At 50.5% G+C, this 24,544-nt stretch carries 21 protein-coding genes and 1 pseudogene; 18 read left to right on the top strand and 4 right to left on the bottom strand.

Annotated features, from left to right (window positions below):
- The 4 genes and pseudogenes from AQR02_RS34620 to yajC all read left to right on the top strand — a co-directional run.
- A pseudogene (locus AQR02_RS34620) lies at window positions 1–891 on the top strand (SpoIID/LytB domain-containing protein); the annotation flags it as partial.
- A 9-nt stretch (window positions 892–900) separates the two neighbouring features.
- The gene (queA, locus tag AQR02_RS19440) at window positions 901–1,929 is read left to right on the top strand and encodes a tRNA preQ1(34) S-adenosylmethionine ribosyltransferase-isomerase QueA (protein ID WP_054941886.1); all 1,029 of its coding nucleotides are present in this window, start codon (window positions 901–903) and stop codon (window positions 1,927–1,929) included.
- A 21-nt stretch (window positions 1,930–1,950) separates the two neighbouring features.
- Window positions 1,951–3,087 carry a tRNA guanosine(34) transglycosylase Tgt gene (gene tgt, locus AQR02_RS19435; protein WP_054941885.1) on the top strand — a complete coding sequence of 379 codons (1,137 nt, stop codon included), beginning with the start codon at window positions 1,951–1,953 and terminating at the stop codon, window positions 3,085–3,087.
- A 43-nt stretch (window positions 3,088–3,130) separates the two neighbouring features.
- Window positions 3,131–3,439, top strand: a complete 309-nt coding sequence (yajC, locus tag AQR02_RS19430; protein WP_054941884.1) for a preprotein translocase subunit YajC — start codon at window positions 3,131–3,133, stop codon at window positions 3,437–3,439.
- A gap of 89 nt (window positions 3,440–3,528) precedes the next feature.
- On the opposite strand, the gene AQR02_RS19425 is transcribed toward yajC, so the two are convergent.
- Together AQR02_RS19425 and AQR02_RS19420 are read right to left on the bottom strand one after the other, a co-directional pair.
- A complete protein-coding gene (locus AQR02_RS19425) occupies window positions 3,529–4,353 on the bottom strand; it encodes a phosphatase PAP2 family protein (RefSeq protein ID WP_054942178.1) in 825 nt (274 codons plus the stop codon).
- 107 nt (window positions 4,354–4,460) lie between these two features.
- Window positions 4,461–4,856 carry a TIGR04086 family membrane protein gene (locus tag AQR02_RS19420; protein ID WP_054941883.1) on the bottom strand — a complete coding sequence of 132 codons (396 nt, stop codon included), beginning with the start codon at window positions 4,854–4,856 and terminating at the stop codon, window positions 4,461–4,463.
- A gap of 285 nt (window positions 4,857–5,141) precedes the next feature.
- On the opposite strand from AQR02_RS19420, the gene AQR02_RS19415 reads away from it, so the two are divergent.
- On the top strand, window positions 5,142–5,915 hold the full coding sequence (locus AQR02_RS19415; protein WP_054941882.1) for a YetF domain-containing protein: 774 nt from the start codon (window positions 5,142–5,144) through the stop codon (window positions 5,913–5,915).
- Between the two features lie 4 nt (window positions 5,916–5,919).
- Here the strand turns inward: AQR02_RS19415 and spoVB are convergent, their stop codons facing one another.
- Window positions 5,920–7,509, bottom strand: coding sequence for a stage V sporulation protein B (gene spoVB / locus AQR02_RS19410; protein ID WP_054942177.1), 1,590 nt, complete (start codon window positions 7,507–7,509; stop codon window positions 5,920–5,922).
- Between the two features lie 216 nt (window positions 7,510–7,725).
- Between spoVB and AQR02_RS19405 the strand changes: the two genes are divergently transcribed.
- The 6 genes from AQR02_RS19405 (at window position 7,726) to AQR02_RS19380 (ending at window position 14,453) form a co-directional block, all read left to right on the top strand.
- Entirely contained in the window at window positions 7,726–7,977 is a 252-nt protein-coding gene (locus tag AQR02_RS19405) for a post-transcriptional regulator (RefSeq protein ID WP_054941881.1), read from the top strand.
- A gap of 220 nt (window positions 7,978–8,197) precedes the next feature.
- Window positions 8,198–9,451 carry a protein translocase subunit SecD gene (gene secD, locus AQR02_RS19400; protein ID WP_054941880.1) on the top strand — a complete coding sequence of 418 codons (1,254 nt, stop codon included), beginning with the start codon at window positions 8,198–8,200 and terminating at the stop codon, window positions 9,449–9,451.
- Complete coding sequence (gene secF / locus AQR02_RS19395; RefSeq protein ID WP_082451911.1) at window positions 9,441–10,337, top strand: protein translocase subunit SecF; 897 nt, start codon at window positions 9,441–9,443, stop codon at window positions 10,335–10,337. The genes secD and secF overlap by 11 nt, the downstream gene beginning before the upstream one ends.
- A 121-nt stretch (window positions 10,338–10,458) precedes the next feature.
- Window positions 10,459–11,421 (top strand): cation diffusion facilitator family transporter, encoded by a 963-nt coding sequence (locus tag AQR02_RS19390; protein WP_054941879.1) that lies wholly within the window; start codon window positions 10,459–10,461, stop codon window positions 11,419–11,421.
- A 29-nt stretch (window positions 11,422–11,450) separates the two neighbouring features.
- Window positions 11,451–13,850 (top strand): single-stranded-DNA-specific exonuclease RecJ, encoded by a 2,400-nt coding sequence (gene recJ / locus AQR02_RS19385; RefSeq protein WP_054941878.1) that lies wholly within the window; start codon window positions 11,451–11,453, stop codon window positions 13,848–13,850.
- An 84-nt stretch (window positions 13,851–13,934) separates the two neighbouring features.
- Window positions 13,935–14,453 (top strand): adenine phosphoribosyltransferase, encoded by a 519-nt coding sequence (locus AQR02_RS19380; RefSeq protein WP_054941877.1) that lies wholly within the window; start codon window positions 13,935–13,937, stop codon window positions 14,451–14,453.
- A gap of 93 nt (window positions 14,454–14,546) precedes the next feature.
- Here AQR02_RS19380 and uraA read toward each other — a convergent pair whose 3' ends face one another.
- Window positions 14,547–15,851, bottom strand: a complete 1,305-nt coding sequence (gene uraA, locus AQR02_RS19375; RefSeq protein ID WP_054941876.1) for a uracil permease — start codon at window positions 15,849–15,851, stop codon at window positions 14,547–14,549.
- A 385-nt stretch (window positions 15,852–16,236) separates the two neighbouring features.
- Here uraA and AQR02_RS19370 point away from each other — a divergent pair, with 385 nt between their 5' ends.
- The 7 genes from AQR02_RS19370 to AQR02_RS34615 all read left to right on the top strand — a co-directional run.
- On the top strand, window positions 16,237–18,417 hold the full coding sequence (locus AQR02_RS19370) for a RelA/SpoT family protein (protein WP_054941875.1): 2,181 nt from the start codon (window positions 16,237–16,239) through the stop codon (window positions 18,415–18,417).
- 22 nt (window positions 18,418–18,439) lie between these two features.
- Window positions 18,440–18,883, top strand: coding sequence for a D-aminoacyl-tRNA deacylase (gene dtd, locus AQR02_RS19365; protein WP_054941874.1), 444 nt, complete (start codon window positions 18,440–18,442; stop codon window positions 18,881–18,883).
- Between the two features lie 512 nt (window positions 18,884–19,395).
- Window positions 19,396–19,902, top strand: a complete 507-nt coding sequence (locus AQR02_RS19360) for a type 1 glutamine amidotransferase domain-containing protein (RefSeq protein ID WP_054941873.1) — start codon at window positions 19,396–19,398, stop codon at window positions 19,900–19,902.
- A gap of 28 nt (window positions 19,903–19,930) precedes the next feature.
- Window positions 19,931–20,374, top strand: a complete 444-nt coding sequence (locus tag AQR02_RS19355; protein ID WP_054941872.1) for a hypothetical protein — start codon at window positions 19,931–19,933, stop codon at window positions 20,372–20,374.
- Window positions 20,375–21,202: 828 nt separating this feature from the next.
- Window positions 21,203–22,456, top strand: a complete 1,254-nt coding sequence (gene hisS / locus AQR02_RS19350; RefSeq protein WP_054941871.1) for a histidine--tRNA ligase — start codon at window positions 21,203–21,205, stop codon at window positions 22,454–22,456.
- Between the two features lie 82 nt (window positions 22,457–22,538).
- Window positions 22,539–24,317, top strand: coding sequence for an aspartate--tRNA ligase (aspS, locus tag AQR02_RS19345; RefSeq protein ID WP_054941870.1), 1,779 nt, complete (start codon window positions 22,539–22,541; stop codon window positions 24,315–24,317).
- A gap of 67 nt (window positions 24,318–24,384) precedes the next feature.
- Window positions 24,385–24,544, top strand: a 160-nt coding sequence (locus AQR02_RS34615; protein ID WP_245237629.1) for a ThiF family adenylyltransferase, incomplete at its 3' end; no start/stop codon positions are given.

The following is a 24,544-nucleotide window of genomic DNA, read 5'->3' as shown; positions in this document are numbered from 1 at the left end:
GTCGAAGCCGTCTTCTCCTCGAACAGCGGCGGTGTGACAGCCGATCCCTCCGAGGTATGGAATAACGGCGGCAATGTGTTTGTCAGTGTACTAAGCGCCGAGGACGCCGCGGCGGTCGCGTCCTCGAAGAAATGGTATTATGTGCTGCTGCCGAGCGGCATCTCCGGTTATGCCCGTGAGGATAACATTAAATTGACCGGCGACAAAACTGCGGCGGGATTAAGTATTGCTACAGCAACAACCAAAGATGTGAATATCCGGCCTTTGCCGGTCATTGAGAGCAGCAGTAGTCCTGTAGGCAAGCTGAATCCCGGCGATAACGCCGTTGTGCTGGATCAGGTCTACGAATCCGGCAGCTACAGCTGGATTAAAGGGCCCTATACCTCAGCCGAGCTGCTGAAGAGTCTGAGCGGCAAGACAAGTAATTCGCTGCCTTCTTCCATTGTGAGCCTGCAGGTCACTCAGCGCGGGCCCTCGGGAAGAGCTACACAAGTAAAGGCGAACGGTGAGATTTTGCAGGTGAAATATCCTGATCTTTTCCGGTCGGCATTTAACGGATTGCCCAGCACTTTGTTTGATATTGTACCTTCCGGCAGTTATACTGTATTAGGCGCTGACGGCTCTACAGCAACCATTGGCGGCTCTCAAACTGCAGGCGTGCTGTCTGCCACCGGCAAGGTTTCCGCCCAGAGCAGCGGAACCGTTGTTATGGGTGCAGATTCCTCCGCCAGAGTCGTTACCGGCACCAGCGGATTTTATTTTATCGGCTGGGGGAACGGCCATGGTCTCGGCATGTCTCAATGGGGTGTAAAGGGCATGGCGGATAACGGGTATGATTATAGGCAAATATTGCAACACTATTTTAATAACGTTACTATAGTTAAGGAATGAAGACTGAACATGAATGTAGAAGATTATGACTTTCATCTGCCGGAGGAGCTGATCGCTCAGACTCCGCTGCCTGACCGCAGTGCTTCAAGGCTGCTGATGGTGAATAAGGAGAACGGGCAGCTCGAACATCGGCATTTTACTGATATACTAGAGCAGTTTCAGCCAGGAGATACGCTGGTGCTGAATGATACACGGGTAATCCCTGCAAGGCTGTTCGGAATCAAGGAAGATACCGGTGCCAAAGCCGAGGTGCTGCTCCTGAAGAATCTGGGGGAAGACCGCTGGGAGGCACTGGTGAAGCCGGGCAAGAAGCTGAAGACCGGTGCGGTTATTGTTTTTAGCGATGAGCTGCGTGCAGTCATTGAAGACGAGTCGGATATGGGCGGGCGGACCTTGCGCTTCATCTACCAGGGGATTTTTCAGGAAATTCTGGACAGACTGGGTTCCATGCCGCTGCCCCCTTATATTAAGGAAAGACTGGATGACCGTGAACGTTATCAGACCGTTTATGCCCGTCATGAAGGTTCAGCAGCCGCACCGACGGCAGGCCTGCATTTTACCAAGGAACTGCTGGAGCAAATTGCTGCAAAAGGCGTGAATATCGCCTATATTACCCTGCACGTTGGACTCGGCACTTTCCGCCCGATGTCTGTAGAGAAGGTAGAAGAGCATGTGATGCATGCAGAGTATTATGTGTTATCCCAGGAGACAGCCGATCTGCTGAATGCGGCAAGGTCAAGGGGCGGGCGGATTATCGCCGTTGGCACCACCTCCTGCCGGACGCTCGAAACGGCCGGAAGACAGGCTGGGGATGGAATCCTTCAGGCAGGCAGCGGGTGGACGGATATTTTTATTTATCCCGGCTATCAGTTTACGGTAGTAAACGCGCTGATTACGAATTTTCATCTGCCGAAGTCAACCCTGGTTATGCTGGTAAGCGCATTAGCGGGACGGGAGCATATACTTGCCGCATATGAGGAAGCGATTAAGGAACACTACCGCTTTTTCAGCTTCGGTGATGCAATGTTTATTTATTAAGCAATAGGAAGGGTTAAACATATGGCAGCAATTACTTATGAACACATTAAGACCTGCAAGCAGTCCGGAGCCCGGCTCGGCAGAGTCCACACTCCGCATGGTGTCATTGAGACACCTGCATTTATGCCGGTAGGCACACAGGCTACAGTCAAAACGATGGCTCCCGAAGAGCTCAAACAAATGGACGCTCACATCATTCTGAGCAACACGTACCATTTATTTCTGCGGCCGGGCCACGATATAATCCGCGAAGCTGGCGGATTGCATAAATTCATGAACTGGGATCGTCCGATCCTGACGGACAGCGGCGGTTTTCAGGTATTCTCACTCAGTGACATGCGCAAAATCACCGAAGAGGGCGTACATTTCCGTTCCCATCTGAATGGTGACAAGAAATTCCTCTCCCCGGAAGTGGCGATGGAGGTTCAGAATGCACTGGGCTCTGATATTATGATGGCCTTTGATGAATGTCCGCCGTTTCCCGCAGAATATGATTACGTCAAAAAATCACTGGAACGTACGTCACGCTGGGCGGAAAGATGTCTCAAAGCTCATGCCCGTCCGGAGGACCAGGGACTGTTTGCAATCGTGCAGGGGGGCATGTATGAAGACTTACGCCGCCAGAGTGCAGCTGATTTGACTTCCATGGATTTCCCGGGGTATGCTATTGGGGGGCTCAGCGTCGGAGAGTCCAAGCAGCTTATGTATGAAGTGCTGGATTATACAGTTCCACTCCTGCCGCAGACGAAACCGCGCTATTTAATGGGTGTCGGTTCACCGGATGCGCTGCTTGAAGGGTCAATTCGCGGTGTGGACATGTTCGACTGTGTTCTGCCTACCCGCATTGCCCGTAATGGAACAACAATGACCAGTCAGGGAAGACTCGTTGTACGCAACGCCCAGTATGCCCGCGATTTCGGGCCGCTTGATCCGGAGTGCAACTGCTATACCTGCCGGAATTATTCCCGCGCTTATTTGCGTCATCTAATCAAAGCCGATGAAACCTTCGGCCTGCGGTTAACGACCTACCATAACTTACACTTCCTGCTGGATTTGATGCGTAAAGTGCGTGAAGCCATCAGGGAAGATCGGCTGCTTGATTTTCGCGATGAGTTTTTTGCACAATACGGATTGTATGATAATCTTAAAGGCTTCTAGAACACTCGATTGTGCTTAATGTGTACTGAAAGGAGGTAAAGATATGTTTCAATTTGCAGCAGCTAACGGTGGCGGGGGCAGCATCCTGGGTCTTGTAGGCCCGTTTGTACTTATGTTTGTGGTGTTTTATTTCTTACTTATCCGCCCGCAGCAGAAGAAAACCAAAACGCGCAACAGTATGTTGAAAGCTCTGAAAAAAGGCGATAAGGTAGTCACAATTGGTGGCCTTCACGGGACGATCACGGAGATTTCCGATGATATCGTTGTTTTGCGGGTTAATGATGTAACCAAGCTCACCTTTGACCGCGGTTCAATCAGCCATGCGGTTACGATTGTGGAAGGTAAAGAGTAGTTTTCACCACATACATAAAAAGCGGCAATTCTCTTAAGGGAGAACGCCGCTTTTTTGTGTCCCATTAATTGTTCCAGTACAACTGGGTCTTATTGGATATCCGTTGCCCTGCTCCGCACAGCCAGTGATTCTTCCCCGCTGCGTAGCGTAAGCTTCGCGAGCTGGACAGCAGCGGAGGTAGAGAGTACTGCAAGCAGTGTTCCGCCAAGCATGTCGGTGAGCCAGTGGATGCCGAGGTAGAAGATCCCGAACACAATCATGGCTGCAGACAACGTTGTAATGGCCATCCAGCGCCGGTTACCGGAACGGTAAGCCAGGATTGCTGTAGAGACTGAAATGGCAGTGTGCAGGCTTGGAAAGCAGTTGTTCAGACCGGAGAGAGGTCTATATTCCTGTTCGAATCTCGGGAAAACATCAAGCATCGTAAACCGGACGCCTGCCGGAGCATAGGCCCAAACCTCGTTTACCGGGAAATACAAATAGAACGGAATGGCAACCGCATAAACAATCATGATCGTGTAGCAGGTGGCATAGAGCATCACGCGGTTTTTTTCCAGTAAATAGACACCAAGTGATGCGGCGAGTACGGACTGAAGCATAAAAATATAGAAGAAAACAATAATCGGCGTCAGCCAGGGAGAATAAAAGAGCTGCTGTACATACTCTACAAAATGCCCCTCCAGCCCGAAGACGAGGGATGTAAAATCGGAGCCGAGATGCATTTTCTTTTCGATCTGCAATTCATATTTGTTAAGGGTAAGAACACTGATCATTCCGGCAATAATCAGCAGAAACTTATAAGAGCGCAGCAGTTCCCTGCCGATTTCTAGAAATGCGAGCAAAGGATTACGCCGGGTACCGAGCCAGATTAACAGCACTACAATAACGACGGTATAGAGAACTACATGATTCATGGATTGGTAAAGCAAAACATTCAAAGCCTCCTTGAGCTTTTGCACAGTCAGATGAATCCAGTGTAACATATTTTCGAAGAAGGTTATTATTTTTTAGAATATTATATTTATTGGGGTTTTTGCAAATTAACCCCAAACATTCCTCCAAGTGCCCCAATCGCTGCCGCAGCCAAAATCCACAAGCCGTCAATTCCGGCAGGCGAGCTGTCAAGCGCGAGAAATCCGACCAGGAGCACAATCGCCCCGTAAAAAGTGCCGGTTAGCGCACCTTGATACCAGCCTTTGCTGACGGCCCTGCTTCCGGCGGTCAGGCCGCCGAATGCGGCAGCTATACCGTGGACAATATAGGTATACATTGTAAGGTCCTGCTCCTTAAGGCCGCTGCCCCAGAGAAAAAGTGAGAGAATAAATGCTCCTACCAGCATCCACATAAACGATCGGCATAAACCCGACAGAACTGGATTTGAAATTCTCCACGAAAGCAGGCGCCGGATTAAGTACATGATACAACCTCCTAAAAGTTTTTTGAGCGTAACTCCCGTGAATCAGCTTCGTAAAAACTGTCTTCGGAAGCATACGCTTAGTTTTTGAGCATGAGTGTCTTTAACTACTAATCAGTGTATGGGAAGGCTTGCCCCAATAGTACAAGAAAGGCAATGGCCGTTCTTTTACCATTAATTTATATGGAAGCTTCCGAATGTTCCCTTGGCAGGGAGGCCAGAATAGGGTTACAATCATCCGCCCCGAGACAGGTACGGGGTGAGAAGCGGAAGGGGAGCGAAGAGAATATGTTCAAGCATATTTCTGTCCATATCTTTCTGACCGTGCTGATGTATATCCTCATTTTCCTGAGCATGCGCATTATGGGGAAGCGTGAAATCGGCAAGCTGTCGGTATTTGATCTGACGATCTCCATCATGATTGCAGAAATTGCTGTATTTGTGATTGAAGATATCGAACGGCCGGTCTACGATGGAGTTGTACCTATGGCAACACTGGTTCTGATTCAGATATTAGTTGCACAGCTTAGCCTGAAGAGCAGAAAACTGCGGCTGCTGATCGACGGCAAGCCCAGCGTCCTAATCTCTGACGGGAAGCTCAACCGGCATGAGATGCGCAAACAGCGGTATAATATTGACGATTTGCTGCTTCAGCTTCGGGGTCAGAATATCGATAGCCCTGCTGACGTGGAATTTGCGATACTGGAGACCAGCGGGCAACTGACAGTTATAGAAAAGAACAAGGGTGTCTCGTCATCGAACCAATCCGGTAACAGTAGTACAAGCGCGGATGAGAAGGAGCAGGATTCAAATGAAGGCGAGAATTCGAGCACATCTGAGAGCACTAAGCTGCCTAACAAAAAGATCAGGTATGAAGGCCTGCCGATTCCGCTGATAATGGACGGAAAGGTACAGGATGATAATTTGGAAATGATCGGGAAAAACAGGTTTTGGCTGCGGACCCAAATCCGCCAAAAAGGGGTTTCTGATTTCCGTGATGTGTTTCTCTGCTCTATCGATCATAAAGGTAAAATTTATGTAGACCGGCTGCACAGCCGATGATTGTTTAACGCCGCCGTTTGAAGAACGGCACCCGGTCCAGATCACGTACAGAGATGAGGCCGGAGAGCAGGCAGATTCCCAGATAAAGGGCCATGCCGCTCGCGGCGGACAATAAGAACTGCAGCCACCCGGCGTCAGAGAACTGTACAGAGGTATACACGTATGACATCCCGGCTGCCATGATGATCATTGCGGTGAGTGTTTTTAGGGGATCGGCGATTCTCAGCGACAATTTAATCAGCTTCACAACACTGGCTCCATGCAGCAGAGTAACCAGAATACTGTTGACCATAATGGCTATGATGGCACCATAGATCCCGTACTCCGGCTGTGAGGCAAGCATTAGAATGAGCAGGATTTTGACCACCGCACCAATCAGCGTATTAATGAGGGCCCGGCCCGGCCGGTCCATGGCTTGAAGGGCGGCCTGCAGCGGTGCCTGAACATACAGAAACAGTGCAAAAGGGGCCATCATCCTAAGCATAGGGGCGGTATCCGCATTGCCGTACATAAGCGTGCACAGCGGTACGGCAAGTACATACATGATCGCGGCAAAAGGGGCCCCCGTGACCATCGCCAGCCGCAGAGCCTGGTGCATTCTTTTATGAATCGTAGTCAGATCGTGACGGGCTGCCGCTTCTGACAATGAGGGAACAAGGGATACCGCAAGTGAAGAGCTCAGCACTCCGGGAAGCAGCAGCAGCGGAATGACCATACCCTGCAAAGATCCGTATTGTGCAGTGGCTGCAGCAGTCGCAATTCCGGCGAGCGCCAGACTGCGGGCGGTAATGATGGACTCCAGCAAATAGGAAAAGGAGCCGACAAGCCGTCCTGCTGTGACAGGAACCGCAATACCAAGCAGACGTCTCATTACCGGAGCTGACTGCGGATCCTCCACTTTATGCTTTTTAAGTCCTGGCTCTGAAGGCACTAAAGTTAAGCTATTTTCCTTTTTGTCTCTATTCACTATAAAGTAGTACTGCAGCAGCAGCGCCAGCATTCCGATAATCTCTCCGACGGTTACCCCCAGCATCGCCCCCGCTGCCGCAAAAGCAATCCCCTTCGGTAACAGAATCCAGGAAAACCACAGCATGAAAAATATCCGGATGACCGATTCCAGCACCGAGGAAAGTGCTGAAGGAATCATGTTCTGTCTGCCCTGAAAATAGCCGCGGTAAATGGAAGACACCGCGACAATGGAGATCATGGGGGTCATACTGACGAAGGTATAGTACACCCGGCTGTCCGTCAAAACAACATTTGAGACCCATGAAGCGCATAGCAGTGCAATCAGGGTGAACAGAAGCCCAAGGCCCAGGCTTAGCGTAAGTCCGGTATGCAGGATGCGGCGCGACTGATCCGGGCGGTTCTCCCCTTCGGCTTCGGCCACCATTTTTGCAATGGCAAGCGGTATTCCTCCGGTAATCACTGTGACCAGCACGATGAAAAAGGGATATCCGAGCTGGTATAAGCCAACGCCCTCGGCGCCGATAATCCGCGGCAGCGCAATCCGGGGAATAAAGCCCAGCATCCGGTTAATGATGCCCGCGGCCAGCAGAATCATCGTTCCTTGAATAAAGCTTTGTTTCCTCAAAGGGCACTCCTTCTTCCTGAAAATGAAATCAATGCAGGTAGAGCATGTCTGCCCGGTAATCAAGCGGGCTTGCTTATTGATATGCTTGACCCTGTACACTACATGACAAGCTTTAGAATGTGACATCTTTTTGCGGGAAGCAGGAAAGCAGACAAGGAGGGTCGAATACATTCCTGTAGCCTGCTTTTAGCGAGGAAACTTTGGAGGTGTCATCACGTGGAATCGGAACAATTGAATTTTGACGAACTTAGCGATGCGATCGAGGCCATGTGCTCCAGTAAGGCGGAGGAATTCCAGCTGCTGGGCTATGAGTACGTAACGGGCAAGGATATCTGGGATTGTGTCAGCCGCAACTATGCCAAGGAGGGCAAGCCGCCTCTGCACAAGCTGGTAAACGATATTTATTCATTAAAAGCCACAAGCTATATGAATTATTTGACAATAGCGGCATACAAGGGATTCATCTGATCAAAAGGAACGATTTTCTTTTGCAAACAGCTATAGGAAGCGGTAAAGTAAGAGAGGATCAATTAAGCTGTACCTATCCAAACGGATGGCTTGCGACCCATAGCATAGCCGGCCGTTTCTTTGTGTGAATAGGGCACCGTCATTCTTCCTTGAATTGACGGTGATTTCGCACGTAGCTATAATAGGAATATTGAGTAATGAAAGGGGAACTAGCAAGAGCATGAAGAGACTGTTGAGCTTTATCATTACCGTGCTCGTTTTAACAGGCGTTATGGCGTTTACAACTCCCGGGCTGCTGGACAGAGTCCGGCTGGGTCTTGATCTAAAGGGCGGATTCGAGATTCTGTACCACGCTGAGCCGATGGAAACGGGAGGAACGCTGACCCGGGCTTCACTGCAAAAAACAGCAGAAAGCTTGGAAAAACGCGCGAACGCGCTAGGAACAAGCGAGCCGGAGGTGACTACGGAGGGAACAGACCGCATTCGTCTGAAGATTGCCGGCGTTACCGACGAAGCTGAAGTACGTAAGAAGATGAAAGAACCTGCTGTCCTGACTTTCCGAAGTGCTGCCGAAGGCGATGCAGCTGGAGTCTACAGCAAGATAGAACTCGTGGGCAGTGATTTTGTTGAGAATGCTGCAGAGGTTCAGCGCAACAACCTGAACCAGCCAGAGATCAGCATCACTGTTAAAGACAAGAAAAAATTTGCGGAGATTACAGAAAGACTGCTTGGTAAGGAACTGGCTATTTATCTCGATGATCAGCTGTTGGGGAATCCGCCATTCGTTAGAGCTGTATTAACCGACGGTAAAGCTTCGATCTCCGGAAATTACACGATAGATGAAGCACGTGCATTGGCTGACACCATTAACCTGGGTGCCCTGCCGCTGAAGCTGACCGAGAAATACTCCCAAAGCGTTGGAGCTACTCTTGGTAAACAGTCTCTTGATCAAACGATCAAGGCCGGTCTTGTAGGTTCCTTGATTATTCTAATCTTTATGATGTGGATGTATCGTCTCCCTGGTGTTCTGGCCAGCTTCGCGCTGATCCTGCATACTTGGCTGCTGATTCTGGTCTTTGTCATCGCTGACTTTACCCTGACACTCCCCGGTATTGCCGCATTTATCCTCGGTATAGGGATGGCGGTTGATGCCAATATCATTACGAACGAACGGATACGAGAAGAGATGCGCAGCGGTAAGAGTATCCTGTCCTCCGTAAAAGCGGGTAACAAAACCTCTTTCCGGACCGTTATGGACGCCAATGTAACGACCATTATCGTAGCGGCTGTTATGTTCGCTTTCGGTACCGGTGCGGTCAAAGGCTTTGCGCTGATCCTGATTGTCGAAATCGTGCTCAGTATCGTAACGAACCTCTATTTTGCCCACTGGCTGCTCACAGTGCTGGTTAAAGCCGGTACTTTGAAAAAACCGAAGCAATTTGGGGTAAAGGAGAGTGACATCCGTGCGCTTTAAGAAAGATATGGATTTCGTGCATCTGAGTAAATATTTCTTTATTTTTTCAATTGTAATTACTGTAATGGGTGTAATCTTCCTCGGATTTATGGGACTTAACTATAGTGTAGATTTCAAGGCTGGTTCCAACGTCGATGTGTCTTTGTCCAAGTCTATTACGCTGAATGAACTTCAGCCTGCTCTGAGCACTCTGGGACTCTCCAAGGAGCCAAGCATTACCATCGGTGACAAGCGGGTGAATATCCGCTACGATGAAGAACTGGACAATGAGCAGAGTGCTGCATTGAAAACTGCGATTACCAAACTGGATGACAAGGCTTCCTTCGAAGTCAACACCGTTGATCCGGAAATGGCCAAAGAGCTGGCCCGTAATGCAATCTATTCCGTGCTTCTGTCCAGCTTAGGGATTATCATTTATGTAAGTATCCGTTTTGAATGGCGGTTTGCCGTGGCGGCGATTGTGGCACTGCTCCATGACGCATTTATGGTTGTAGCCATCTTCTCAATCTTGCGCCTGGAGGTAGACCTGACCTTCATTGTTGCGGTGCTTACGATTATCGGATATTCCATTAATGATACGATTGTAATCTTCGACCGTATCCGTGAGAATCTGCGCTTTGGTAAGCAGAAATCGTACGAGGATCTTAAAGCGCTTGTCAATAAGAGTGTGTCGCAGACTCTTATGCGTTCCCTCTACACAGCGTTTACGGTGTTTATTGCCGCATTCTTCTTGCTTATTCTCGGCGGAGAATCGATCAAAATGTTTTCGCTCGCTATGGTTATCGGTTTGCTCTTCGGAGCCTATTCCTCCATCTTTATCGCAAGCCCGCTCTGGCTGCTGCTCAAAAAGCGCCAGAAGGTTGCAGTCAAGAACAATCCGGCCTAAGCTTAACTTCCTCCGAAAAGCCGCGTCAAAGGCGACGCGGCTTTTCGGAATCTTTGGAGTAAGATGTCAGGGAGATGCCTCATCATGAGGTTACTGGCTACCAGGTAAGGAGGGCCTCAGTATGAATGACAAACAATCACCGCAAAACGAGACGGTTGCCTGGAACGGGATCGTCAGCGATGCTGCTCTGGCGTTAGCCAAAGGATGTGTAGGCTATTTCACCGGCAGTAAAGCACTGCTGGGCGATGCGTTATATTCCGGAGCAGACGCTGCAGCCAAGCTGTCGGAAGTTCTTCCGTGGCGCTCAGAACAGGTTAAGAAGAATAATGGAACACGCCACAACCAGCAAGGTCAAGGCAACAAAGAACCGATTATCGCGATTCTTTTTTCAGTACTGATTCTTATGGCTGGACTGCAGATTGCCTTTTCCGCCATCCGGGATTTAACCAGAGGACATTTGTCCACAGTCCCGCCTGCTGCACTCGTTACCGTCCTGATTTCGATTTTGTTTAAAGAGGGTATCTTCCAATACCAATACCGTTACTTCAAAAAAATAGGCGATGGCAGCCATGCCGCTTATGCGGATAGCCACCGTTTCAGTCTATATAGTTCAATTACCGTATTAATCGGGATTACGCTGTCAATGGTTGGGGGATATATGGAATGGAGTCCGCTGCTGTATTTGGACCCGATAGCAGCGCTGCTGACAGGCGCCCTGATTCTCCGTAAAGGCTATTTCATGATTGCGGCTTCTGTATATGACAAAAAAAATCAGGAGCTTCCTTCAGAGGAAACAGCCAACTTCATTGAAACCGTCGGTCGGGTGCATGGTGTGATCCGTGTGGAGCATCTTCAGGCGATCGAACAAGGACGATACGTTAATCTTCAAGTTAAAATTAGCGTCAATCCGCGGATCACCGTCATGGAAGCCCAGGATATCTCGGAATGTGCGAGAAAGCTGCTTCAGCACCGTTTTGTCCACGTAGGCGAGGTGCATATGGATGTCGTGCCGTATGATCCGGGTTATCCCTACAAAAGCAACCATCAGCTTGTGGACAACGATATTCCTACGCTGCTTCAGTAGAACGCATGGCGAGAGAAAGGTGAGCCCTATTGCTTCATTCAAAAACAAGATGGCATTCTCCGGCAGCCGATCCCGATGCAGTTCGGGATTTGGCCCGGAGCCTTTCTATTTCTCCGCTCCTTTCTACTTTGCTTGTGACTAGAGGGCTGGATGCCCCTGAAGAAGCATTGCTCTTTATGGACGGGGGGGCGGAAGACAGCCATGATCCATTTCTGCTTAAGGGAATGGCCAAGGCTGTCCCGCGTATTAGAAAGGCATTGCAAGACGGAGAACATATTCTGGTGTATGGTGATTATGATGCGGATGGAGTGTCGAGTACGGCGCTTATGATCTATCTGCTGCGTTATCTCGGCGCTTCATTCGATATATATATCCCGCACCGCTCTAATGAAGGCTACGGGCTTCATAATCATGCACTGGATTGGGCAGTGCAGCAAGGCGTTTCGCTTATCATTACGGTGGATACCGGAATCAGTGCGGTCCACCAGATTGCTTATGCTACGGAACTGGGGATAGAGGTAATCGTTACCGATCATCATGAACCGCCGGAGCATCTGCCGGAAGCGTTTGCCTTGATTAATCCCAAGCTGCCGGATTGTCCTTACCCGTTCAAAGGATTGGCTGGGGTAGGTGTGGCCTACAAGCTTGCCGAAGCATTACTGGACGGCAAGGTGCCTGAGGAATGGAGTGAAATCGCCGCGATTGGCACAGTAGCCGATCTGATGCCGCTGCTCGGTGAGAACCGCAGCCTCGTGCGCAGGGGGCTCTCCAGTATGCGTAATTCTCCTTTTCCTGGGATACGGGCGTTGCTCGAGGTCAGTGGAATAACAATGAGTACCGTGGGTGCGGTGAATATTGCCTTTGGCATGGCGCCGCGGATTAATGCCAGCGGCCGGCTGGATCATGCGGGCCGGGCGGTATCCCTGCTGACTACGGCCCACCCGGGCGAGGCGGAACAACTGGCCGGCGAACTTGACTTGTTGAACAAGGAAAGACAGCTGGTGGTTGAACGAATTGTTGCTGAAGCAACGGAGAAGCTCTCCAAACAAATAGGTGACGGCGAGCCGCCGGATATTATTGTCCTTGCGGAACAAGGCTGGAATGTCGGTGTCGTCGGGATCGTGGCCTCCAAGCTGCTTGAACGGTATTACCGCCCGGTGATCATTCTCGATATTCATCCGGAGACCGGGATGTGCAAGGGATCTGCCCGCTCGATTCCCGGGCTGGATATTTATACGGCATTGTCCTCATGCTCCGGGTTAATGGATCATTTCGGCGGTCATCCGGCTGCTGCCGGAATGAGCCTGCACCGTGACAACCTTGATGCTTTTGCAGCGGCTTTAAATGAATATGCTGCAGCAGTACTGACACCGGAACATCTTGTTCCTGTAACGGCTGCGGATGGTGAAGCGGAAATCGCAGATCTGACGCTGCAGGCTGCGCTTGAGCTGGAACGTCTGGCGCCCTTTGGAATGGCTAATCCGTTGCCGAAGTTCATTGTGCGCGGAGCAGCAGTGAAAGAGACCCGGAAGATGGGGCAGGAAGGCAAGCACCTTAAGCTAGTCCTGCAGCAAGGCAGGTATACAATTGAAGCGGTAGCCTTTGGCAAAGGCCCATTGGCTGAATTATTGCCTGGCGGAACTGTAATTGATGTACTGGCCGAGCTGACGGTTAATGAGTGGAACGGCTCGCGCAAGCCGCAGCTAATGCTGCAGGATCTTGCTGTGCCGCAATCACAGCTGTTTGACCTCCGGGGTGCAGCTGATGCGGTGAAGCAGGCGGTCTACATCAAAGAACTGCTGCAGCCCTATAGCGGTGGCGCGCCTTTCAGAACAGCTGCGGTCTTTCAGAACAGCCGGTTATCACCGCTTAGTCAATTGAAAGGCATGTCACTGTGGGTTTATGATGAGGAAGCCGGGATTTCCCCTCTCCCTTCTGGACAAGCGGAGGCAAGCGGGTCAATATCCCTGCTCTGTCTGCTCGACATGCCGGAAACGCCGGAACAGCTGGATGCCTTGCTTGCTGCCTTTCCGCAAGTAGAGAATATTGCGCTGCTGCACTCACTCCGCGACGGACGTGACCGGCTGCAGATTCCTACGCGCGATCATTTCAAAGCCTTATATAAATTACTGGCGGGGATTGCTGCTGCACCAACACCAGAGCATGAGGTACTGTTGCGGCTTAGCCGCCAGTCACCGTTAAGTGTACGTATGCTGGGCAAAATGCTGGATGTGTTCGAGGAGCTTGAATTTATTGAGCGCTCCGGGGGGACAATCTCTTTTGTCTCCCAGCCTTCAGCCAAGAGCTTAACGGCCTCACGGCAATTTGTCAGATTAGGCCAGACTGCCGAAATGGAACAATATTTTATGGAAGGCAGCCTTCGGGAGCTGGAGGACTGGATGCTGGCCCGCCGCCAGGGCGTGTCCTAATGTACGGTTTCAAGCTTTCGAAGTGAGTTTGTTCGGAGAGAATTCAGTGAGGTAATGCTCACAAACTTTTAGGAGATGATACGATTGGATTTCAAAAACAGTATTCGTGTAATTCCGGATTTCCCGCAGGCGGGAATCAGCTTTAAAGATATTACTACATTGCTTAAAGACGGTGAAGCCTATCGTGCAGCCATTGATGAACTTAAAGCGCTTGTCGCTCATTTGCAGATCGACGTAATTGCCGGACCGGAAGCGCGCGGTTTTGTGGTTGGCGCTCCACTCGCATATGCACTTGGTGTCGGCTTTGTGCCTATCCGTAAAAGCGGCAAGCTTCCTTACGAAACCATCGAAGTGGGTTATGATCTGGAGTATGGGAAGGATACACTTGCTGTTCATACGGATGCTATCAAACCTGGCCAAAATGTGCTGATTGCTGATGATCTGCTGGCAACCGGCGGTACCATTGCTACTTCTGTCAGCTTAGTTGAACAGCTTGGCGGCAAAGTTGTTGGAGCTGCCTTCCTGATCGAGCTGGTACAGCTTGCCGGACGTAACAAGCTTAATGACATTGAAGTTGTTTCCCTGTTAACCTACGAAGATTAATCCACCCGCAGGATCTTTTCCCGGGAAATAAAAAGCGGACCGCTGTCTGATGATGACAGCGGTCCGCTTTTATCATATATAAGTATTCAGAGCTTAATGAGCGGATTTATCGGACTCCTGTTCGTTGGACAAGCCCAGAACCTCGATCAGCTTAAAGAACAAGGAGAGCACCATACCAACAATCGTAGCCAGTGCCATACCTTTGAGCTGCACATCGCCGAGGTTAAGTGAAATGCCGCTAATGCCGACAACCAGTACCAGGGTCGCAAGAATCATATTGCTTGCTTTGGAGAAGTCGACTTTCTGTTCTACAAAGATACGCAAACCGGATGCGGCGATTACCCCGAATAACAGGAGCGATACCCCGCCCATAACAGGTCCGGGAATATTGGCAATTACAGAGGAGAAGGTTCCCGAGAAGGAGAGCAGAATTGCGATCACTGCTGCACCGCCGATTACAAATACCGAATACACTTTGGTCAACGCCATAACGCCGATATTTTCACCATAAGTGGTATTAGGGGTCGAGCCTACAAATCCGGAAAGTATAGTGGATATCCCGTTGCCCATCAGGGAGCGGTCAAGTCCGGGATCTTTGGTCAGGTCTTTGCCGACAATATTGCTGGTAACCAGCAAGTGGCCGATATGTTCAACGATAACAACAAGCGATACAGGGATAATGGTCAGGATAACCTGCCAGTCGAAGGACGGAGTAGTGATCGTCGGATGGGAGAAGAAGTTCGCGTCAGCAATAGCTCCGGTGTTAACCTGTCCCATTATATAGGCAAGTACATAGCCGGTAACGATACCGATGAGGATGTGAATGATTTTGGGGAACCCTCGGAACATCACGGAACCGATTACGGTTACACCGAGCGTGACCATTGACAGTGTAATGGCTTTACCGTCCGGAGTCCAGTCTGTAACGCCTTCCGGTGCGATCAGCCCGGACATGCGTGCAGCTACCGGCACCAGTTCCAGTCCGATGGTTGCTACGATAGCCCCCATAACTGCGGGAGGAAATACAACATCAATCCAGCCAGTTCCGGCATAACGGACGATTAATGCAACCAGAATAAAAATAACGCCGGTAACAATAAACGCGCCAAGTGCAAGCGAATATCCATGCTGATGATCTCCCTTGTATTTATCCAGCACGCTGAGCACCGGTGAGATGAAGGCGAAGCTAGACCCTAGATAAGCCGGGATTTTGCCGCGGCAGATCAATATATAGAGCAAGGTGCCGATACCGTTCATCAGCAGAATCATGCCGGGGTCTACCCCGAACAGGTTAGGGACGAGCACAGTGCTGCCGAACATGGCGAACAGATGCTGCAGACTCAGTAAAAAGCCCGGGCCCCACGGGAGTTTCTCGTTAACTTGAATTTCGCGTTGCAATGGAGTTCACTTCTCTTTCTCTATGTAGATTTATGTTAGGTAGGCGAAAACCGCCTTTACTAGATTAAATAGAACGGCGTCTTTTTACAACAACATTTTTCAAAAAAATAAGACTTTATCTGTTTGTGCTGTAAATTGTCCTTTCTTGTTCATATAGCCCTGGTATGAATGCCATGCTATGGGAAGTGTTGACGTAATGCATCGTAAGCGTCATAATTATAAACAACTTTAAACTGCGTGTAGTGCAGCTTGGAAGAGCTGAAGACCTGCAAATATTGTTCCACTTGCGGGTTTATTTTATTAAATGATGGATTAACTCCTATAACATCTTCGAGAAACTCCTATACGGAATTTTTCTTATAGAAAGGAAACGGATACGACGAGAATGGGCATAGAGCAATTAATGGAAAAGGCCGGCGCCTATATAAAAGAAAAAGACCTTCTCCGCATCCGGGAAGCTTATGAGTTTGCCGATCAGGCTCATCACGGGCAGGTTCGGAAATCGGGGGAGCCCTATATTCTGCATCCGCTGGCGGTCGCAGATATTGTCGTTAATATGCAGATGGATGTCATCTCCATTATTGCAGCGCTGCTGCATGATGTGGTGGAAGATACAACGGTGTCCCTGGAGCAGATCCGCGAGAATTTTGGCGATACCTGCGCTATGCTGGTGGATGGTCTGACCAAGCTGGAACGCATCCGCTTCCGCTCCAAGGAAGAGCAGCAGAATGAGAATTACCGCAAAATGTTCATTGCCATGGCCCAGGATATCCGGGTAATTGTGATCAAGCTGGCCGACCGGCTACATAATATGCGGACGCTTAAGTACCAGTCCGAAGAGAGCCAGCGCCGGATTTCGTATGAAACGCTGGAGATTTTTTGTCCGATTGCCGACCGTTTGGGGATTTCTGCGATCAAATGGGAAATGGAGGATATTGCTCTCCGCTATCTGAATCCGCAGCAGTACTACCGCATTGCCAATTTAGTGCATAAGAAGCGGGCGGAACGTGAGCAGTTCATCGACAGCGTCATCGGAAGGATACGCGCCAAGCTTGATGAGATGGGCATTGAAGGCGATTTGTCAGGACGTCCGAAGCATATTTATAGTGTCTATAACAAGATGAATACCAAGAATAAGCAGTTTAACGAAATATACGATCTGCTTGCTATCCGGATCATCGTTGATAATATTAAGGATTGTTATGCCACTTTAGGGATTATTCACACGCTTTGGAAGCCGATGCCCGGCCGTTTCAAGGACTATATCGCTATGCCCAAAGCCAATATGTACCAGTCGCTGCACACCACAGTGGTAGGTCCAGGCGGTGAGCCGACGGAAGTGCAGATCCGTACCTGGGAAATGCACCGTACTGCAGAGTTCGGGATCGCCGCGCACTGGGCCTACAAAGAGGGCAGCAGCAATAACGCCAATCCGGAGAACCGGATGCCGTTCTTCCGTGAAATTCTGGAGCTGCAGCATGAAGCCAAGGATGCGGAAGAGTTCGTGGAATCGCTCAAGATGGACTTCTTTTCTGATCTCGTTTTCGTATTCACGCCTAAAGGTGAGGTTGTGGAATTGCCGGCAGGCTCGGTTCCGCTGGATTTTGCTTTCCGGATTCATACCGAGGTCGGCAACCGGACGATAGGCTCCAAGGTTAACGGACGGATTGTGCCGCTAGACCACAAGCTGAAGACCGGGGATATTGTGGAAATTCTGACCTCCAAAAATTCTTACGGCCCGAGCCGCGACTGGCTCAAAATTGCCCAATCCTCACATGCGCGCAGCAAGATCAAGCAGTGGTTCAAGAAAGAAAAGCGTGAGGAAAATGTCGAAAAAGGCCGAGAAGCGGTGGAACGTGAGCTGAAACGGCTCAATATGGAGGTCTCCGATTTCCTGACAGAGGATAAGCTCAGCGATGTGGCGAAGAAGTTCGCCTTCGGTGATGTAGAGGATATGCTCTCCGCCGTCGGGTTTGGAGGGATTACCGCCTCGCAGATCGCCAACAAGCTGACTGAGAAGCTGCGCAAGGAGCTGGAGGACGCTGCTAATCATCTGGAGCTTACTTCAGAGATGAAGGAGATCAAGTCCAGCGGCGAGAAGCGTAACCAACCGACCAATGGCGTCCGTGTCAAAGGCATTGATAATCTGCTCGTCCGCTTCGCGCGTTGTTGCAATCCTGTTCCGGGCGACGATATTATCGGTTACGTAACCCGTGGGCGCGGCGTGTCTGTGCACCGTGAGGATTGTCCGAATATTCCAACAGACGGTGACGGGGAAGAATCAGCACGGGTGATCGAGGTTGAGTGGGAAGGCAGCATGGAAGCCAATTACAGTGTTGATATTGAGATCACCGGCCATGACCGCAACGGGCTGCTGAATGAAGTGCTGCAGGCCGTGTCAGAGAGCAAGACGAACATCTCGGCAGTCACCGGACGATCAGACAAGAACAAGATGGCGATGATTCACATGACGATTCTCATCCGCAATACGGATCATCTGCAGTCCGTCGTGGACCGGGTGAAGCGCGTAAAGGATGTATATACAGTTAACCGTATCATGCAATAAGGCAAGGAGCTGAAAGACGGGAATGAGAGTGGTTGTGCAGCGCTGCAAGGAAGCTAAGGTAACAGTCGGCGGAGCAATTACAGGTGAAATAGAGGAAGGCCTGATGCTGCTGGTCGGCGTTACCCACGGGGATACCGAGAAGGGTGCTAAATATTTGGCCGACAAAATTGCCGGATTGCGCATTTTTGAGGATAACGCAGGCAAAATGAATTTTAGTGTCACAGACACCGGCGGAGCGATCCTCTCCGTATCGCAGTTCACGCTGTATGGGGACTGCCGTAAAGGCCGCCGCCCGAACTTTATGGCTGCAGCTGCACCAGCTGAGGCAGAACGGCTCTACGACTATTTTAATCAGGAGCTGAGAGCCGTCGGGCTTCGGGTGGAAACCGGCGTGTTCGGAGCCATGATGGATGTTTCGTTTACCAACTGGGGGCCGGTTACGCTGATTCTCGATAGCCAGACGTAGTTCTGCCGGACTGTCCCAGCAATTCGAATGATTGACACTTTTAAAAAGGATGCCGTATCTGTTCCGCCAGTGGAACAGCATACGGCATCTTTTTTTTGCAGAGAGCCGCTACGACTTCATGAAGTAATAGGGAATAGAGCCTATCTATGCAGGTTACACTAGGGGAGACTGATAATTTGCCAAGGGCAGGGAATCCAATATGAGAAGATCTCAGAAGGCATGGGTGTGGAACCGTATGCCTGCTAATCCGGCCGGATGCTCCGCAGAAGCTGCGATGTCAGCGAAAGATACCGGGGAGCAGCAAGAAATGCTGGTACTCAATGGGAGACGGCGGAGCCTGCTTCCACGCACCTGAAGGAACTGAATAACCAGCAGTTTTTTAACATAGGATGTGCGGATTACGGCCGGCAGAAGGTCCAAACAGAAATCCGGGAGATTTGTTTCGTTAGAACTCGCGACATTCAGGGTAATAAGAAAGCGAGAACAAAATAGCGGAGAGGAGAACTTATCTCATGAGTAAGGTAGCATTTCTGCTCGCCAGCGGTTTTGAAGATTCCGAAATGAAGGTACCCTATGATGAAGTTATACAAGCAGGACATCAGGCAGAAATTATCGGCCTGAAGAAAAATGAGACGCTGCTGGGCAAAAAAGGAAACGTCTCTTATGCTGCAGACAAAGCAATCAGTGAGGTGAAGGCCAGCGAATATGACGCCATCGTCATCCCTGGCGGTTCATCACCGGAAAGTTTGCGCCTGGATCAGGATGTTCTGGCTTTCGTGAAGGAAGCTGATCGTGCAGGCACCCCGATTGCCTCCATCTGTCACGGGCCGCAAATTCTAATCAGTGCAGACCTGCTTCAAGGACGTACCATAACCTCCTACCCGCCGCTTAAAGATGATGTTGTGAACGCCGGAGCGGAGTTTAGGGATGAAGAGGTCGTCGTTGACGGCAATTATATTACATCGCGTACGCCTCAAGATGAGCCCGCTTTTGTGCGCGAGCTGCTGAAGGTCCTGTAATTAACCATTTCTGAAGGAGGGAAAGACAATGACTAGAAGAATTCAGGCTTATTTCAGAACGGAAAGTGAAGCAGAAGGTGCCAAAACTGCATTAATTCCTTACGGTGTGGAGGGCCTTGAAATCTCGCCCTTAACAGACCCTTTGGATATTGGCAGAAACAACAGACCTAATATTCTTCTGCCGCTGGTACCTTATAACAATTCAGCTATGACCGGCGGTGCCTTTGGTGTTGCGGGAACGACCGGAACCTTAAACGGGGCGGCCATCGTGCCGGCTGTGGATCCTGATGATGGTCTGGAGCGTTCAGATATCAGCAATGACGAAGGACTCCGGCGTAATGCGGACGTGAATGACGATGTGGATTTGAGTGATGTCCATGTAGTTATGGCGCTTAAGGTTGCCGAGGAGCATTACAATGAGGTTATAGAGACACTGCGCGGCAAACATGCCTATGTAGAGGTCTTTGAATAAAGGGAACAAGGAATCAGCGGTTTACTTCAGACAGACAGCATCAGCCGCCCCGCAAGAGGCTGGCTGATGCTGTTTATTTTGTTTATAGCTTACGGAATTAGATTTCTCTGGACAGCCAAAGTTGATGTAGTGTAGACTATTTTGTGCTGGAAGATCAGGGAATGTCCCAGGAAATAAAACGCTTTCTTTTCTGTAATATAACCGTAATATTACATTCATGATTCCTTAATATAGCGTGTTTATAATAGAAGCATGACCCCCTTTTTTATAATATATGATGATGGACCTGCAGCAATCGGCTGCAGGTCACTTTTTTTTGAACGGCCGAATTTGAGGATGTTACCTGAAAAATTTCATTTCCTTTCTTGACTTTAGCGCAGTGGTTCAGTAGAATCTAACAATATACGAAATGTTTATAATTGTTTTGATGACGGGACCAAGTAATCCGAGAACCACAACCCCAGAGAGGAATCCCCGCAGAACCGGCTATCTTCCTTAGGTCTAAGGAGTAATAACCGTTTCGGCAACGGCTGTAAGGATTCTGTTGATGAACGGATGAATGACCTCCCCGAGAACGCACGGCGAACGCGAGGCAATGAAAGTTGCCAAGGGTCAGTAGCCGCTGCGTGTACGCGGGCGTTAACCGCTTAAAGCGGATTCAGTTTGGCATGAGTCCGGAATGTGGGTGGTACCACGGGTGAATAATCGTTTTTGATAATCCCTCGTCCCTGTTTGTTACAAACAGAGGCGAGGGATTTTTTGCTTTATTTGCAGTTCAGCAAACAAGGAAAGCTAGGCAAGAGGGGTTATTTTCAGGAGGGATAGGCTGTGGCTAAAGAAAGATTCGAGAAACCAACGGGCACACAGGATGTGCTTCCGGGAGCAGTGGAGAAATGGCAATACGTTGAAGGTAAGGCCAGAGACCTCTGCCGCCGATTTAATTACCGGGAGATCCGTACACCGATGTTCGAGCACACAGGGCTGTTTGAACGCGGCGTAGGGGAGACTACAGACATCGTGGAAGGCGAGATGTACACCTTCAAGGACAAAGGCGACCGTGATCTGGCGCTTCGCCCGGAAGGGACGGCCGGTGTTGTGCGTGCATATGTACAGAACAAGCTGTACGGTGAGCCGGATGTCAGCAAGCTGTATTATATTGGGCCCATGTTCCGCTATGAGCGCCCGCAGGCGGGAAGATACCGGCAGTTCCACCAATTCGGTATTGAAGCCTTTGGCGCGGTTGATCCGGCAATTGATGCGGAAGTCATCTCGCTGGGATATCAGTTCTACAAGGATTTGGGGCTTAAGGATGTCAGAGTCGAGCTGAATTCCGTAGGTAATGCGCCCAGCCGCGCGGCATACCGGGAGAAGCTGCTTAATTTCCTGAGACCGATGCGAGACAATCTGTGCAGTGACTGCCAGCGGCGTATGGAGCGCAACCCGCTGCGGGTGCTGGACTGCAAGGTGGACCAGGATAAATTCGGCGGTGCGCCTTCTATTCTGGATAGTCTCGATGAAGAATGCACCACTCACTTCGAGAAGGTAAAAAGCCATCTGGACACTATGGGCGTGGAGTACAGCATTAATCCCCGTCTGGTCCGCGGACTGGATTATTACACGCATACTGCGTTTGAGTATAAAGCAGCCGGCATCGGTTCGATCGATACGGTCGGCGGCGGCGGCCGCTACAACGGGCTCGTAGAAGAAATCGGCGGGCCGGATCAGCCGGGCATCGGTTTTGGCATCGGCCTTGAGCGTATCCTGCTGATTCTGGAGAATCAGGGTGTGGAGCTGGAGACAGCGAAGCCGCTGGATGTGTATTTTGTAGCACTGGGCGAAGCCGCAGACCTGGAGATTACGAAGCAGCTGTTTCATCTGCGCAGCCAGGGCTTCTCTGCAGAGCGTGATTATCTCGGCCGCAAAATGAAAGCCCAGATGAAATCGGCCGACCGTATGTCGGCACGGTATACCGCGATTCTTGGCGAAGACGAGTTGAATAACGGCGTCATTGCCCTGAAGTCGATGGCTACCGGTGAACAGCGGACGGTGAAGCTGGAAGATTTGGCGCAGTCGCTGGTCTAAGCTGTTGTAAGGAAGCATGCCGCACTATGAACGGTCAGGTAATCCAAAACTGTATTTTAACCATGAAGGGGTAGGATAAATAATGACTAGAAGCCATCACTGTGGACAATTGACGCCGGAGCATATCGGCCAGACAGTAACTCTTAACGGATGGGTGCAGACCCGCCGTGACCTTGGAGGCGTGCTGTTCATTGATCTCCGCGACCGCAGCGGAATCGTGCAAATCGTCTTTAACCCGGACTATTCCGGGGAAGCACTGCAGATTGCCGATAAGGTGCGCAGTGAATATGTGCTCTCTGTTACGGGTAGAGTTGTAAAAAGAGATGATGAAACCGTCAACCGCAATCTGCCTACCGGTGAGATTGAAGTGCAGATCACCGATATCGAAGTGCTGAATGCAGCCAAGACCCCTCCGTTCTTCATCGAAGACGGTGTGGAAGTGGATGAGTCTCTGCGGATGAAATACCGTTACCTCGACCTGCGCCGTCCGGAAATGTACAAGACGCTGCTGCTGCGCTCGAAGGCGGCGAAGATTTTCCGCGACTTCCTTGACGGTGAAGGCTTCATTGATGTTGAAACTCCGATCCTGACCAAAAGCTCCCCTGAGGGCGCACGTGATTATCTGGTGCCTAGCCGGGTGCATGAAGGTGAATTCTTTGCACTGCCGCAGTCTCCGCAGATCTACAAGCAGCTGCTGATGGTCGGCGGCATCGAGCGTTACTACCAGATCGCCCGCTGCTTCCGTGATGAGGACCTGCGCGCTGACCGCCAGCCGGAATTCACCCAGGTCGACATCGAGACCTCCTTCGTGCCGCAGGATGAGCTGCTCAGCATGATGGAAACGCTGATGCAGCGTCTCCTGAAAGAAACCGTTGGCGTGGATGTAGCAGTTCCGTTCCAACGCCTGACGTATGCAGAAGCCATCGGCAAATACGGTTCGGATAAGCCGGACCTGCGCTTTGGCCTGGAGCTCGTAGAGATGAATGATATCGTTGCTGGCAGCGGTGTGAAGGTGTTCGCTTCCGTGATCGAAAAAGGCGGAGAAGTGAAATGCCTCAACGCCAAGGGCTGCGGCACCTGGACCCGTAAGGAAATCGACGATCTTGGACCGTATGCCGCACGTTACGGTGCGAAAGGCTTGGCTTGGATTCAAGTGAAGGACGGGGAATTCAAAGGCCCGATCGTCAAGTTCTTCAGCGAAGAAGAAATTGCTGCTGTGAAGGAGCGTACCGGTGCTGAAGAAGGCGACCTTCTGCTCTTCTCTGCAGATACCAAAAAAGTTGTTGCTGACGTACTGGGTGCCCTGCGCCTCAAAATCGGCCGCCAGCTCGGCCTGATCGATGACAGTGTGTTCAAGTTTGCCTGGGTAACCGAATTCCCGCTGCTCAGCTATGATGAAGATCAAAAACGTTATGTGGCGGAGCACCATCCGTTCACACGCCCAATGGACGAAGACCTGCACCTGTTCGATACCGACCCGGGTAAAATCCGTGCGCAGGCCTACGATATCGTGCTTAACGGCTACGAAGTAGGCGGCGGTTCCCAGCGTATCTACAAACGCGAGGTACAGGAGAAAATGTTCGACGCGCTGGGCTCCACACCTGAAGTGGCTTATGAGAAATTCGGCTATCTGATGGATGCATTCGAATATGGCACGCCTCCGCACGGCGGAATTGCCTTCGGCTTTGACCGGCTGGTAATGCTGCTGGCTGGACGTACCAACCTGCGTGAGACGATTGCCTTCCCGAAAACGGCAAGTGCAACTGATCTTCTGATGGACGCTCCGGCCCCGGTAGATGCTGCCCAATTGGAGCAGCTGCATATCAAGCTTGCACCGAAGCCGGAGAAAGTAAAAAACTAATTAAAGCACATGCTTGCGGAGCGGCTTACTTCCGCTCCACAAGCTTCATAAAGGAGGCATGAACATCATGCTGAATCAGTTCTCACGTACAGAACTCGCTATCGGACCGGAAGGTCTGGTGATTCTGAAAAACAGCACGGTGGCAGTGCTGGGCATTGGTGGAGTTGGCGCCATGTCTGTTGAAGCGCTGGCCCGTACCGGGGTCGGGCGGATTATCCTGATTGATA

The sequence above is a fragment of the Paenibacillus ihuae genome (genome assembly GCF_001368795.1).
Lineage (GTDB): Bacteria > Bacillota > Bacilli > Paenibacillales > Paenibacillaceae > Paenibacillus_AQ > Paenibacillus_AQ ihuae.
This window is presented reverse-complemented; position numbering and strand designations above follow the sequence as displayed.

What these genes read in the sequence shown, in the direction of transcription:
- queA (WP_054941886.1), top strand. Translation starts at nt 901, where the DNA reads ATGAATGTAGAAGATTATGACTTTCATCTGCCGGAGGAGCTGATCGCT.
- tgt (WP_054941885.1), top strand. Translation starts at nt 1,951, where the DNA reads ATGGCAGCAATTACTTATGAACACATTAAGACCTGCAAGCAGTCCGGA.
- yajC (WP_054941884.1), top strand. Translation starts at nt 3,131, where the DNA reads ATGTTTCAATTTGCAGCAGCTAACGGTGGCGGGGGCAGCATCCTGGGT.
- AQR02_RS19425 (WP_054942178.1), bottom strand. Translation starts at nt 4,353, where the DNA reads ATGAATCATGTAGTTCTCTATACCGTCGTTATTGTAGTGCTGTTAATC.
- AQR02_RS19420 (WP_054941883.1), bottom strand. Translation starts at nt 4,856, where the DNA reads ATGTACTTAATCCGGCGCCTGCTTTCGTGGAGAATTTCAAATCCAGTT.
- AQR02_RS19415 (WP_054941882.1), top strand. Translation starts at nt 5,142, where the DNA reads ATGTTCAAGCATATTTCTGTCCATATCTTTCTGACCGTGCTGATGTAT.
- secD (WP_054941880.1), top strand. Translation starts at nt 8,198, where the DNA reads ATGAAGAGACTGTTGAGCTTTATCATTACCGTGCTCGTTTTAACAGGC.
- AQR02_RS19390 (WP_054941879.1), top strand. Translation starts at nt 10,459, where the DNA reads ATGAATGACAAACAATCACCGCAAAACGAGACGGTTGCCTGGAACGGG.
- AQR02_RS19370 (WP_054941875.1), top strand. Translation starts at nt 16,237, where the DNA reads ATGGGCATAGAGCAATTAATGGAAAAGGCCGGCGCCTATATAAAAGAA.
- dtd (WP_054941874.1), top strand. Translation starts at nt 18,440, where the DNA reads ATGAGAGTGGTTGTGCAGCGCTGCAAGGAAGCTAAGGTAACAGTCGGC.
- AQR02_RS19360 (WP_054941873.1), top strand. Translation starts at nt 19,396, where the DNA reads ATGAGTAAGGTAGCATTTCTGCTCGCCAGCGGTTTTGAAGATTCCGAA.
- AQR02_RS19355 (WP_054941872.1), top strand. Translation starts at nt 19,931, where the DNA reads ATGACTAGAAGAATTCAGGCTTATTTCAGAACGGAAAGTGAAGCAGAA.
- aspS (WP_054941870.1), top strand. Translation starts at nt 22,539, where the DNA reads ATGACTAGAAGCCATCACTGTGGACAATTGACGCCGGAGCATATCGGC.